We start from the raw sequence: 12,114 nt of genomic DNA, 5'->3' as shown, positions 1-12,114 counted from the left end.
CGCGTCAGGCAGCAAGGCATTCGGCCGAGCGTCGTGCGGCCGTCCTCTCGGCCTCGATCTGGTCGACAATATGGGCAGCATCGCGCGCAACCCCGGAAAATCGCCCCGAACCCCACGTGTATAGCCAGGGCAGCCCGACGAAGTAGAGCCCCGGAACCGGCGTCACGCCACGCTGGTGCGCAGGATAGCCGCGGCCGTTGAATACCGGCGCGTCGAGCCAGCCGAAATCGGGGGTGAAGCCGATGCACCAGATGACCGACGCGATGCCGCTGGCCGCAAGATCGAGCGTCGTACGCTCGCCGGACGGACGCCATACGGGTTCATAGCGCGTCGCAGGCGGCGCCGTGATCCCGTTCTTTTCGATATGGGCATCGATGCCGGCATTGATCCGGTTGTACGTATCGTCGGCGCTGTCGAGCCGCGCCGACAGATCCGCGGAGAATCGCAACTGCCCGTCGGCAAAATCCTCCAGCCGGCCGTACAGCTCCATCCCTTCGGCGGCAAAGCGACGCAGATCGATATCGCGTCCGCCATCGCGGCCGGTCACGTAGTGGTTGGTATTGTCGCGAACGCCTTCGCGCAGCGGATGCGCATCGACCGGCATGTCGTAATACTGCATGTCGGCGAGCCAGTCGACGACGTCCCTGCCGCGATAGAAACGGGCACAGCGAGGTGCATCGCCAACCGCCAGGTACACCTTCCGCCCGGCCAGATGGAGATCTTCGGCAATCTGCGCACCCGACTGCCCCGATCCGACCACGAGCACCGGCCCGTCCGGCAATGCGGCCGGATTCCGGTATTCCGACGACTGGATCTGCATCAGCGTTGCCGGAATCCGCTCCGCCATCCGCGGCACGATCGGCCGATGGTAGCCACCCGACGCAACGACAACCTGATCGGCCGTGTACGAGCCACGCGACGTCACGATGCGATAGCGTCCGTCCGCGTCACGCGTCACGCGCTCGACGCCGGTATGTTCGACCACCGGGGCATCGACGCTCCTGATGAATCCGTCCAGATATTCGACGATCTCGTCCTTCGTCATGAAGCCGTGCGGATCGGCACCGCGATACGGATAGCCCGGCAGCGCACACTGCCAGTTCGGTGTCACGAGACAAAACGCGTCCCAGCGCTGCTTGCGCCACGTGTGCGTCACGGTCTCCTTTTCGAATACGAGATGATCGATGCCTGCCTGCTTCAGGTAGTAGCTGATCGACAATCCGGCCTGCCCGCCGCCGATGACGGCTACGCCGAGATGGGATCCGATCTCCGGAATTCTGGATGAAACAATGGGTTCGCTTGACATGATGCAGTCCTGAATGTGTGTTAAAGACGACAGTTGAATCCTGCGCATCGTGCGCCTCAAACGAGCTCGATGACGGTCACGGTCGCGTCTGCCTGCTGCGCAAATCGTTCCGCGTGCGCTTCGATCCGTGCCAGCTCGTCCATCGCGGCCGAGCAAGCGAACCCGAATTTTTCGCGTACGCGATCGGACGCGATACCCAGCGCGCGGCGGGCCCGCTCGACGAAATCGTCAAGCGCGTATTGCGTGTCCGGCGCGAAGAATTCCGACACGACGGTCGAAGGTGAATAGCAATTGGTTTCCGACTGGTCGGGCCAACGAACCCGAAAATGCATGACCGGCATGATTCCTCCTCATTCGATGGACATTGCTTGCGCGCACTGCACTAGCCTGTCCCGGTAGATATCCAGATGCTTGCGCGCACTCGCTTCCCACGTGAAGCGGCCCAGCAGTGCGGGGACGGCATGCGCGAAATCGGGAGAGCGCCGTCCCGAGAGCGCATCGCGCAGCGCGTCGGCGATCGAATCCACGTCGACGGGATCGGCCCAGACACACGCGTGCTCGTCCAGATACTCGGTAAAGGGTTCGATTTCGGACACGACGACGGGCTTTCCGCAGGCTAGCCCCTCGAGCACGACCAGACCGAATCCCTCGCGGATCGACACCATCGACACCACATCGGCACAGTGCATCAGCGCGACCAGTGTCGCGTCGTCGAGCGGCCCCGTCGTCACGACGGGTTCGCCGACGCCGATCCCCAGCCCGAGCGCGGCGGCGCGCGCGACGAAGCGGCGCGCGTACGCGTCGTGGTCCAGCAGGCTCGCACCGCCCCCGATCGCGAGACGTGCATTGGGCATCGTGCTGCGCAGCCGTGCGAACGCCTCGAGCAACGCGATCGAGTTTTTTCGCTCCTCGATCCCGCCGACCGCCAGGACAACCGGCCCGCCGCCCAGGCCGAACCGCTGCCGCACCGCCTGCATGTCCCCACGGTCCGCCCGAGCGAACCAGGCGACGTCGACGCCGTTGGGCACCACGCCTGCGTCGACTCCGAACTTCTCGCGCATCGTGGCCACCCAGGCAGCGCTCACGCACAGCACCTGGTCCGCCTGTCGCCACGCTCGTTCCTGCCAGCACTCGAGCTGCGGGTCGTCGAATACGTCGAGGTGATGCACGGTTCGCACGAATCCGTCTATCGCACCTGCCTGCTTCAGATCGGCCAGCGCGTTTCCCGTGATGCTGTCCTGTGCATGCAGGATGTCGAACCGGCCGACGTCGTGCCGCAGCAACGTGTTCGCGACCGCAGCAATCCGGCCCGATACCATTTCCGCGACGCTGCGCGGATTGCCGTTGACGCGTGCCAGCACGACGCGGCACGGGACATCGCGGAACATCGCCTCGCCCGGCACGGCCGGCGCAAATACGGTGACGTCGCTTCCCGCCAAGTGCAGCGCACTGGCCAGTTCAAGTGCGTGCACGACACCGCCACGCGGATTGACCGAATGGGTAAGAAGCGCTATGCGCAACGCGTCGCGACTCATCGGGCGCCTCCGCTGACGCCGGTAATGAATGATTCGATCCGGAAGTCCCACAGCACCGCCGTTTCGCCCGCCTCTTCGACGACAACCTCGCGAGTCGAGTCGATATCGCCAATCACGGCGCACGCGAGCCCGCGCGCCGCGAAGCGCTCCAGGATCGTGTCGACATGCGTCGGCCGGGCCGCCATCAAGAACCCGTAGCTCGGAAAGGCCGTCAACCAGCGATCGAAGTCGACGCCTGGAGGACGCGGGATCGCGTCGAGTTCGATTCGCGCACCGACGCGCGAGCATTCGGCGAGCATCAGCGCCGTACCGAGCACGCCCGCCATCGAGATATCCTTCGCGGCATCGCACAGCCCGTCTTCAGACAGTGCCGGCAGAATCTCGAGATCGCCGCGCAGTCGGGCCGGCGGCGCACCGACTGACGCATTCCAGAACGGATACGGATCCTCGAATGCGCCACGCAGGTCGACCGCCATCATCAGGCGATCGCCCGGCCGCGCGCCGAAGCTCGATAACAGAACGCGCGCCCGGCCCAGGATCGATACCGCCAGTTGCCCCTGCGCACTGCGCGTGTTGCTGTGGCCGCCGACGATCGGCACGCCATACGTAGACGCAGCCGCGGCCATCCCGGTGAGCACCGGCTGCGCTGCGTCGATCCCATTGCTCCACAGCGCGTCGACGACGGCGATCGGCCGCCCGCCCATCGCGTAGATGTCGCTGACGTTAGCCATCACGCCGCTATATCCGGCGAACCACGGCATCGACTCGACGAAATCGCCGACCATGCCCTCGATCGCAAACAACAGGTAGCCGTCCGCGTCCGCGATCGCCGCGCAGTCGTCGCCGAGTGCAACCGCCTGCGCGAGATCCCGTTCGCCGTTCGGCAAAGCCGCCGCCAGCGATGCGACCACGCCGGAAATATCGCGCTTGTGCTGGAAGCCGCGACTCTTGCGAAGTCTTGCGACACGATCACCGACACTCATTGCCGGCCCTCCGAGCGCAGGACGAAACCCGCGTAAGGCGTGCCGCACGGCGGATAGTGCGCAAGCTGCGCCTGCATCAGTTGGTGGGGGCGGCCAAACAACGTTTCCTCGCCGAGCGCATCCCAGTGAAGCCGACGAAACAACGGCACGTTCTGCGATTGCACGTGCGCGACGAATGTACGGCAACCTTCGGCATGCGCGCTGCTGACGGCCAGCGCGATCAGCATCGAGCCGATCCGGCCCTGACGGCGAAACGCCGGATGCACCGCCAGCCGCGAACCCATCCAGGTTCCTGGCACGGTTTCATGAATCCGCACCGTGCCGACCACCTGCTCCGACAGCCCTGCGCAGCAACTGACCGCGACCAGCAGTTGCGCGTGACGATCGATATCGTCGCGATCGTCGCCGACGAAGATCCCCTGCTCGACGCAGAATACGGCCCGGCGCAGCTTGTACGCCTCGTCGATTTCCCACGGAAGCTCCGCCCATTTGATCCGGTATTCCGAAGGCCGGTACGTACTGCTGCTGTCGGCCAGGCCCATCTCTGCGCAGTACATGGTCACACCTCGTAGGTCGACAGCGACGAGCAGGCGCCGCATTTTCCGCAGCCTGCCTTGATATCGGCAGAGCGCATTCCGGCGTCGCGCAGCATCGCACCGAGCGGCTCGAGCACCGCCCGCATGAAGTCCGGCGACGGTGCAGGATGACTCTCCAGCGGCGTGCCGCTGATCGGAACGAACGGCACGACAAACGGATACACGCCCAACCCGATCAGTTCGCGCGACATGTCGAGAATCGCAGCCGCGCTGTCGCCGAGCCCGGCGAGAATATAGGTGCTGACCTGTCCGCGGCCGAACACGCCGACGGCTGCGCGGAATGCCGCCATATACCGGGACAGCGGGACGCTAGCCTTGCCCGGCATGATCCGTTCGCGCACGGCCGGCGTCACGGCTTCCAGATGCATGCCCAGCGTATCGATCCCGCTTGCCTTCATCCGGTCGAACCAGCCGTCGTCGTCGGGCGGTTCGCATTGCACCTGGATCGGGAGATCGACGGCCGCCCTGATCGCGAATGCGCTTTCGCACAGCACGCGCGCACCGCGATCCGGCGTCGACGGTGTGCCGGTCGTCAACACCATGTGCTTGACACCGTCGAGCAGGACCGCCGCGCGCGCAACCTCGGCGAGTTGTTCAGGCGTCTTGCGGGCGATCGTCCGGCCGGCCGCAAGCGACTGGCCGATCGAGCAGAACTGGCAGGTCTTGCGCCGGCTCTCGTAGCGAATGCAGGTCTGCAACACCGTGGTCGCAAGCACATCGGCACCATGCAGCGTCGCGATGTGCGAGTACGGCACGCCCTCCAGGGTCTGCAACGCGTAGAAGCGCGGGCTCGACGGAAAGCTGATGCTCGCGATCGGGATGGTGCCGCGCGAGAGCAGGCTGACGCCCGCCGCATCAGGCTCCGCCGCGACGAACGGCGAATCCCACGCGGTGCTCGTGTGCACGGGCACCATGATGGTCACGCCGTCGACCGTCACGGCCTTGTGATCGGACGGCCCGGCGCCGCCGCGACGGCTCGCGGCGCCCACCCTTGGATCCGCGAGGCGCAGCCCGACCGACTGCAATTCAGTCATCAATTGCCGGCTCTGCACCGACGGTTTCGCGTTCGCGCTCATGGCAATTTCCTTCGAAGTCGCGTGCGGCCGACCCGCTGATTCCCATCGGAGTCACCGTTGTCGCCGGCCGATCGTTGATGGCAAGACTCAGCAGTTCCGGCCGCGCATAGTGGCCGACCGAATCCATCATTCGCTTGCGCTTGGTGATCAGCGACATGTCCAGATCGGCGATCACCATCCCTTCACCCGATCGCAACGGCTCGGCCAGATGCTGGCCCTCCGGGGACACGATCGCGGTATTGCACCCGCCCCGCAGCGCCTTTTGCAGCGCCGGATCGCTCGTGACCGACTCGATCTGCGCGTCCGTCAACCAGCCGGTCGCATTGACGACAAAGCACCCGGACTCCAGCGCGTGGTGGCGGATCGTGACTTCGATCTGTTCCGCGAAGATCGGGCCGACCAGCGAACCGGGGAACTGGCTGCAATGAATTTCCTCGTGCTGCGTCATCAGCGCGTAACGGGCGAGCGGGTTGTAGTGCTCCCAGCACGCGAGCGCACCGACCCGCCCGACACCGGTCTGCGCAACCTTGAGTCCGGTCGCGTCTCCCTGTCCCCAGATCATCCGCTCGTGAAACGTCGGCGTGATCTTGCGGCGCTTCACCGCGAGGCGTCCGTCGACGTCGAAGATCAGCTGCGTGTTGTACAGGCTGCCGTGGTCGCGCTCGTTCACGCCGAGCACGACCACCATCCCGTGCAGGCGCGCACGCTCGGCAACCGCATGCGTCACGGGGCCCGGCACCGCCACGGCCTGCTCGTAGAGCCGCATGTGATCGGCGCCGGATGCGACCGGCGCCCGCACAAACGAGAAGTACGGGTAGTACGGCACGAATGTTTCGGGGAAGACGATCAGCTGAACACCTTTGCCGGCGGCCTCGTCGATCGCCGCGCAGACCTTGTCGAGCGTACCGCCGGCGCGTTCCAGATCGGGGGCGATCTGGACGGCTGCCGCCCGGACGATGCGTTTGTCGGACATGATGGCACCCGTCATCCGCTCAAACGGTCCAGGTGTGGATGACCAGCGCGTTCTCCTTGCGGTGAAGCAGCTGGATATCCAGCACGTCGAGCGGATTGATCGGTCGAATGCCCTCGATCAGCGACGCTTCGCCGTGCCCGTAAAGTGCTTGCAGCGCAAAACGGCACGCGTAGACTTTCCCGCCCTCTTCCATGAACTTGACGAGTTGCTTGTTGAAGTTCAGGTGACCGGGAAACGCCTCATCACCGAGCGTCGGAAACCCGCGTTGCAGGCCAAGCGTCACGCCGGGGCCATAGAGCAGCACCGACGTCTCGAACCCTTTGCGTTGCAGGCGCGTCGCTTGCAGGAGGTTCACGAAGCCGATCGATCCCTCGAACGCAACCGTGTGGAACGTCACGAGCGCCTTCTCGCCCGGTTCTGCCTTGACGTCTTCGAATACTTTTTCCTCGTAGTCGACGAGGAAATCTCCTTTCTTGTGCAGAGGCTGATTCACTGCGGGCATGACACGCTCCGTTTGAAAATGAGTTGAGTGATGTTCCCGAACGCTTTCGAATCCGGGCGAACTCATTAACGCAACGCATATGCCAACCAGGCGCAGACCTGATGCGATCACTCTCCAATCATTCAGTCGATAAATGCCGCTGCCGTCGGCCCGATCCTTGCCTGACCGAATCCGGATCCGGCCTGAACCGGCCGGACCGGGCCAGAGCGCGCACCTGACTGATGCAGCAGGAGCGGGCTCGTGCGCATCGAGCGTGCATCGATGCATCAATCCGATACACGATGCGATCAATGCAATCATCCGACTTCAAAGTGGCGATATATATATTTTTCGATTAATGCGCCGTGCTAACGTTTTGATGAATCCTCAAATGGAAAACAGATATGGATTACGCAATCGACCATTGGTCGAAGCGACTATTGGAAAGCAGGAAACCGGCGTATCTGCTGATCCCCGATCTCGTCGAGGAAGATCTGGCGGCGGGCCGGCTGAAACCGCGCGACCGCCTGCCCGGGCTGCGCGATCTCGCGAGCGCGCTGAACCTGAATTACACGACGGTGGCCCGCGCCTACGCGGAAGCCCGCAGACGCGGCTTGCTCGATACACGGGCAGGAAGCGGTACGTTTGTGCGCGGTCCGACCCGGACGGTCCCGCTGTCGGGTGGAAGCAGCGTCGAGATGTCCATGAACATGCCGCCGGAGCCGCCCGAGATGGCCAGGCGACTACAGGAATCGGCGGCCGCATTGTTCAAAGCGGCCGACCCTTATCAGTTGTTGCGATATCAGGACTTCGGGGGCACACCGGCAGATCGCGCCGCCGGCCGCACGTGGCTGGCCAATCGCCTTCCCGGCTGCAGCGGCGATGCCGTGCTGGTCTGCCCGGGCATCCACAGCGCCCTCGTCGCGCTCGTCTCTCGACTTGCGCGCCGCGGCGATTCGATCTGCGTTGACTCTCTCGCTTACCCAGGCATCAAGGCTATCGCGTCGCAATTGGGTGTGCAGTTGCAGCCGCTTCCCCGGGATGACGACGGGCCGTTGCCGCATGCATTCGAATCACTCTGCAGAGCCGGACAACCTGCCGCGCTCTACTGCAACCCGACCCTTCAGAACCCAAGCACCGTCACGATACCGTTCAGACGCCGCGAAGCGCTCGCCGATGTCGCGATGCGCTACAACGTGCCCATCATCGAGGACGACGCCTATGCGATGCTGCCGCAAAGCGCACCGCCCCCACTGGCGTTGCTGGCACCTGAACTGACTTACTACGTGACGGGCATGTCCAAGAACCTCGGTGCCGGACTGCGTATCGCCTACCTGCTGGCACCGACGGCGCGCGAGGCGCAGCGTATCGCCGGTGCGCTGCGCGCCACCACGGTGATGCCGAGTCCGTTCACCATGCTGCTATCCACCGAATGGATCAACGATGGAACGGCGAACGATATGCTGACAGCAATCCGATCGGAGGCCCATGCCCGGCAGGCGATCGCCTGCCGGGTTCTCGGCGCCTGGCCTTTCGATACGCATCCCGACGGTTTCCATCTCTGGTTGCCGATTCCGCGCGAGAGCTCGTGGGGTGCATCCGATCTGGCCCAGCATTTGCGGAGTCGCAGCGTCGCTGCCGTGGCAAGCTCTGCATTCTCGACGGACGGTAACCCGCCCGCCGCGATCCGCATCTGCCTTGGCGGGCCGCAGGACCGGGAGCAGTGCCGGGATGGCTTGCAGCTCGTTGCGGATGCACTGACCGACGCACATCATCTTTACAGCGCGGCGATGTAGCAGCCGATCCGGATTCGATGGCATTCGAACTCGAATCGGCATTTGTTTCACTGCAACACTCCTCGCTGCCATGCAGCGTCAAGCGTGTTGCATCGACAGGTTGAATCCGCAGTGCAAAACCGGCCCCTCGACCTTCACTCCAGCGGTATGGGCCCACGGTTGCGCGGACACGCGCCGTCGCAGCACGGTAGCATAGGCAGAATCGTGCAAAATACTCCGTATCTGAAATGCGGAGGTTTACCCTGTGGGGATCAACTTCGACTTGACTGACTTGCAGGCGTTTCGCGCGGTGGTGGAAACGGGAAGTTTCCGAAAAGCAGCCGAAGCCGTCAGCATTTCCCAGCCTGCTTTAAGTCGTCGGATCGACAAACTCGAGGCAGCGCTGGGCGTGCGTCTCTTTGAGCGCACCACGCGCAGCGTCACACTAACCATCGTCGGCCGTGTGTTCGCGCAGAGTGCCGAACAACTGCTGGACGATCTCGACGTCGCACTGCTTGGCATCCGCGATGTATCATCGAGCCGCCTTGGCCATGTGACCATTGCATGCGTGCCGTCGGTGGCCTACTACTTTCTGCCGAACGTGATCGCGAGCTATCATCGCCGCTTTCCGCGTATCAGGGTCAAGCTGCTGGATGCGAGCGCGAACGAGGTGCTGAGCGCCGTTATCAGCGGGGAGGCCGACTTCGGCGTGAGTTTCATGGGCAGCCAGGAGCCCGAGGTCGAGTTCAAACTGCTGCTGCAGGAACGGTTTGTTGCCGCGTGCCGGCGCGACCATCCGCTCGCGCGCAAGAAGCGCGTGACCTGGAACGAGCTTTACGAGTATGAATATGTGTCGGTGGACAAGACCTCCGGCAACCGTCTGTTGCTCGACCAGGCCCTGACGACCGTTGCGCCGCGTGCGCCGAGCGTGTGCGAGACACGCCACGTGACGACCATGCTCGGGTTGATCGAAGCCGGGCTCGGCGTCGCCGCGGTACCGTCGATGGCGATGCCCGGACATGACCATCCCGTGCTCACGAGCGTGCCGCTCATCGAACCGGTCGTCAAGCGCCGGGTGGGCATCGTGAAGCGGCGCGGCCGCCCGCTCACGCCGGCCGCGGAGGAGTTTCGCCGGGCGATCGTCGATGCGAAGCGCGATGGCGCCGCAAGCAGCGATGCGTCGAAGTGACCAAGATAAAGAACACAACCAGGACATCGAGGAAGACCGCATCGTGAGGCCGGCAAGATCGCTTCATTCACTCTACGTGCAGGTGCTGATGGCGATGGTGCTCGGCGTAACCGTCGGCCACTTCTGGCCGTCGGCAGGCGCAATGCTTAAGCCGCTCAGCGATGCATTCGTCGGCCTCGTGCGGATGATGATCGCGCCGATTGTGTTTTGCACGATCGTTTCCGGCATCACGTCGATGGCGAACAGAAATGCCATCGGGCGCACGATCGTCCGTGCGCTGGCGCTTTTCTATCTGCTGACCGCTGCCGCGCTCGCATTCGGGCTCGTCACCGCGTTCGTGCTGCGGCCCGGCGCCGGCATGCACGTCGACCTGCACCATCTCGATTCGACCATCCTTGCGCAATATTCCCGGCATGCGCAACCGCACGGGCTCGTCGAGTTCGCGCTGAGCGTGATCCCTGACACGATACTCGGCGCGTTCCAGAAGGGCGAGGTGCTGCCGGTGCTACTGCTGTCGCTGCTGTTCGGTTTTTCGTTGAATGCGAATCCGCAGGCCGGTCGGCCCGTGCTGGTGCTGATCGACGGCGTCGCGCAGATCGTCTTTCGCGTGCTCGCGATGATCATGCGGCTCGCCCCGCTCGGCGCATTCGGCGCGATGGCCTTCACGGTGGGCCGCTTCGGCATCGGCTCGGTCGGCTCGCTCGCGAAGCTGATGGTGTCGTTCTACGTGGCCTGCGTGCTGTTCGTCGCGCTGGTGCTTGCGCCGCTCGCACGATTGCACGGTTTCGCGTTGTGGCGGCTGCTGCGCTACCTGCGCGAGGAATTGCTCATCGTCCTCGCGACCTCGTCCACGGAGCCGGTGTTGCCGCGGCTGATCGTCAAGCTGGAGTCGTTGGGTTGCGACAAGGGCATCGTCGGGCTCGTGCTGCCGGCCGGCTACTCGTTCAACCTGGACGGCACCGCGATCTATCTGACGCTCGCGGCATTGTTCATCGCGCAGGCGTGCGACGTGCCCCTTTCCGCGTCGCAGATCGCGATGATGCTCGCCATCATGCTGCTTACGTCCAAGGGCGCCGCAGGCGTTTCCGGTAGCGGACTGGTTGCGCTTGTCGCTACGCTCGCCGTCATGCCGAACCTGCCCGTCGCCGGGGTGGCGCTTTTGGTCGGCATCGATCGCTTCATGTCGGAGGCACGCGCGCTGACGAGCGTGATCAGCAATGCGTGCGCGGTGATCTTCGTTTCGTTGTGGGAAGGCGCGTGCGATCGTGTGCGTCTCGCACAGATGCTGACCGCGGCCGAGCCGGCGAACCTGAACTGCGCCGACGATGCTGCGGACAACGCCGGGCGCGACGGGAAGGCGGTCTGACGCACGCGTTCCCGTGGTTCGTGCTCAATGCGCGGAGACGGAATCCAGTCCGGTCGACTTCACTTCCGCCTGCACGTCGGGCGACGCGAGATAGTCGAGGAGTGCCTTCGCTTCCTTTGGATGTTGCGCGCCGACGGGGATGCCGGCGGCGAAGCGCGTGACGGACTGCAGCGATTCTGGAATCTTGCCGACGAAGGTCGCGCCCTGGACGGGCAGCAGTTCGCTCACCTGCTGGAAGCCGATTTCGTAGTCGCCGTTCGCGACCACGGACGCGACCGGAATCCGCGGGATCATCTTCGCCTTCGATTTCATCTGGTCGTCGATGCCGAGCTTCCTGAACAATTCCCGCTCGATGTAGACGCCGCTCGCGCTATCCGAGTAGGCGACCGACTTTGCATGCAGCAGCGCCTGCTTCAGGCCTTCGGCCGAGCTGATGTCGGGTTTCGCCGCGCCGTCGCGCACGACCACGCCGATGCGGGAATCGGCCAGCTCGACGCGCGACCCGGGGATCACCTTGCCTTGCTTGATCAGATCGTCGAGCGCGTAGCCGACCATGATCACCGCGTCGGCAGGCTCGCCGCGCGCAAGCCGGTTCGGAATCGCTTCGGGCGACTTGCCCATCGACGGGCCGAGCGCGGTGTCGAGCGTGTTGCCCGTGCGGGACGCGAACTGCGGGCCAAGGAGCTTGTAGGCCGCGGTGAAGCCGCCCGAGCTCATCACGTGCAGGTCGGCGGCCTGTACGTTCGCGGTGACTGCGGTGGTGGCAACGAGCGCGGTCGCGCACAGTTTCAGGAGCAGGTTTTTCATGGTTGTCGACGTGCGGAGTCGGGGTAG

General features: G+C 64.4%; 12 protein-coding genes. 3 read left to right on the top strand and 9 right to left on the bottom strand.

The window, feature by feature from the left end:
* Window positions 1-4 precede the first annotated feature (4 nt).
* Genes DM992_RS36690 through DM992_RS36655 form a run of 8 tightly spaced genes read right to left on the bottom strand, consistent with a single transcriptional unit; the run spans window position 5 to window position 6,971 of the window.
* On the bottom strand, window positions 5-1,306 hold the full coding sequence (locus tag DM992_RS36690; RefSeq protein WP_239511476.1) for an MSMEG_0569 family flavin-dependent oxidoreductase: 1,302 nt from the start codon (window positions 1,304-1,306) through the stop codon (window positions 5-7).
* Between the two features lie 56 nt (window positions 1,307-1,362).
* Window positions 1,363-1,647 (bottom strand): MSMEG_0570 family nitrogen starvation response protein, encoded by a 285-nt coding sequence (locus DM992_RS36685; RefSeq protein WP_111021065.1) that lies wholly within the window; start codon window positions 1,645-1,647, stop codon window positions 1,363-1,365.
* 9 nt (window positions 1,648-1,656) lie between these two features.
* Window positions 1,657-2,841: an MSMEG_0565 family glycosyltransferase gene (locus tag DM992_RS36680; RefSeq protein ID WP_111021064.1), complete on the bottom strand. Its 1,185-nt coding sequence runs from the start codon at window positions 2,839-2,841 to the stop codon at window positions 1,657-1,659.
* Entirely contained in the window at window positions 2,838-3,824 is a 987-nt protein-coding gene (locus DM992_RS36675; RefSeq protein WP_111021063.1) for a sll0787 family AIR synthase-like protein, read from the bottom strand. Before DM992_RS36675 ends, DM992_RS36680 begins: the two co-directional genes overlap by 4 nt.
* The gene (locus DM992_RS36670; RefSeq protein ID WP_111021062.1) at window positions 3,821-4,381 is read right to left on the bottom strand and encodes an MSMEG_0567/Sll0786 family nitrogen starvation N-acetyltransferase; all 561 of its coding nucleotides are present in this window, start codon (window positions 4,379-4,381) and stop codon (window positions 3,821-3,823) included. The genes DM992_RS36675 and DM992_RS36670 overlap by 4 nt, the downstream gene beginning before the upstream one ends.
* Before the next feature lie 2 nt (window positions 4,382-4,383).
* A complete protein-coding gene (locus DM992_RS36665; RefSeq protein ID WP_111021629.1) occupies window positions 4,384-5,454 on the bottom strand; it encodes an MSMEG_0568 family radical SAM protein in 1,071 nt (356 codons plus the stop codon).
* Window positions 5,447-6,469 carry a Nit6803 family nitrilase gene (locus DM992_RS36660; protein ID WP_111021630.1) on the bottom strand — a complete coding sequence of 341 codons (1,023 nt, stop codon included), beginning with the start codon at window positions 6,467-6,469 and terminating at the stop codon, window positions 5,447-5,449. The genes DM992_RS36665 and DM992_RS36660 overlap by 8 nt, the downstream gene beginning before the upstream one ends.
* 19 nt (window positions 6,470-6,488) lie before the next feature.
* Window positions 6,489-6,971, bottom strand: a complete 483-nt coding sequence (locus DM992_RS36655; protein WP_006405208.1) for an MSMEG_0572/Sll0783 family nitrogen starvation response protein — start codon at window positions 6,969-6,971, stop codon at window positions 6,489-6,491.
* A 383-nt stretch (window positions 6,972-7,354) separates the two neighbouring features.
* On the opposite strand from DM992_RS36655, the gene DM992_RS36645 reads away from it, so the two are divergent.
* The 3 genes from DM992_RS36645 (at window position 7,355) to dctA (ending at window position 11,280) form a co-directional block, all read left to right on the top strand.
* Window positions 7,355-8,746, top strand: coding sequence for a PLP-dependent aminotransferase family protein (locus DM992_RS36645; RefSeq protein WP_111021060.1), 1,392 nt, complete (start codon window positions 7,355-7,357; stop codon window positions 8,744-8,746).
* Window positions 8,747-8,990: 244 nt separating this feature from the next.
* A complete protein-coding gene (locus DM992_RS36640) occupies window positions 8,991-9,914 on the top strand; it encodes a LysR family transcriptional regulator (protein WP_111021059.1) in 924 nt (307 codons plus the stop codon).
* Window positions 9,915-9,957: 43 nt separating this feature from the next.
* Window positions 9,958-11,280: a C4-dicarboxylate transporter DctA gene (dctA, locus tag DM992_RS36635; protein ID WP_111021628.1), complete on the top strand. Its 1,323-nt coding sequence runs from the start codon at window positions 9,958-9,960 to the stop codon at window positions 11,278-11,280.
* 24 nt (window positions 11,281-11,304) lie between these two features.
* Here the strand turns inward: dctA and DM992_RS36630 are convergent, their stop codons facing one another.
* Window positions 11,305-12,087 carry a substrate-binding domain-containing protein gene (locus DM992_RS36630; RefSeq protein ID WP_111021058.1) on the bottom strand — a complete coding sequence of 261 codons (783 nt, stop codon included), beginning with the start codon at window positions 12,085-12,087 and terminating at the stop codon, window positions 11,305-11,307.
* Window positions 12,088-12,114 lie beyond the last annotated feature (27 nt).

The organism is Burkholderia sp. JP2-270 (genome assembly GCF_003233675.1).
Lineage (GTDB): Bacteria > Pseudomonadota > Gammaproteobacteria > Burkholderiales > Burkholderiaceae > Burkholderia > Burkholderia pyrrocinia_C.
The sequence above is the reverse complement of the archived record's forward strand: the minus strand, read 5'-3'. Positions and strand labels throughout refer to the sequence as shown.

Coding starts and splice junctions, on each gene's coding strand:
- DM992_RS36690 (WP_239511476.1), bottom strand. CDS start 1,306: ATGTCAAGCGAACCCATTGTTTCATCCAGAATTCCGGAGATCGGATCC.
- DM992_RS36665 (WP_111021629.1), bottom strand. CDS start 5,454: ATGACTGAATTGCAGTCGGTCGGGCTGCGCCTCGCGGATCCAAGGGTG.
- DM992_RS36655 (WP_006405208.1), bottom strand. CDS start 6,971: ATGCCCGCAGTGAATCAGCCTCTGCACAAGAAAGGAGATTTCCTCGTC.
- DM992_RS36630 (WP_111021058.1), bottom strand. CDS start 12,087: ATGAAAAACCTGCTCCTGAAACTGTGCGCGACCGCGCTCGTTGCCACC.
- DM992_RS36670 (WP_111021062.1), bottom strand. CDS start 4,381: ATGTACTGCGCAGAGATGGGCCTGGCCGACAGCAGCAGTACGTACCGG.
- DM992_RS36660 (WP_111021630.1), bottom strand. CDS start 6,469: ATGTCCGACAAACGCATCGTCCGGGCGGCAGCCGTCCAGATCGCCCCC.
- DM992_RS36685 (WP_111021065.1), bottom strand. CDS start 1,647: ATGCCGGTCATGCATTTTCGGGTTCGTTGGCCCGACCAGTCGGAAACC.
- DM992_RS36680 (WP_111021064.1), bottom strand. CDS start 2,841: ATGAGTCGCGACGCGTTGCGCATAGCGCTTCTTACCCATTCGGTCAAT.
- DM992_RS36675 (WP_111021063.1), bottom strand. CDS start 3,824: ATGAGTGTCGGTGATCGTGTCGCAAGACTTCGCAAGAGTCGCGGCTTC.
- DM992_RS36645 (WP_111021060.1), top strand. CDS start 7,355: ATGGATTACGCAATCGACCATTGGTCGAAGCGACTATTGGAAAGCAGG.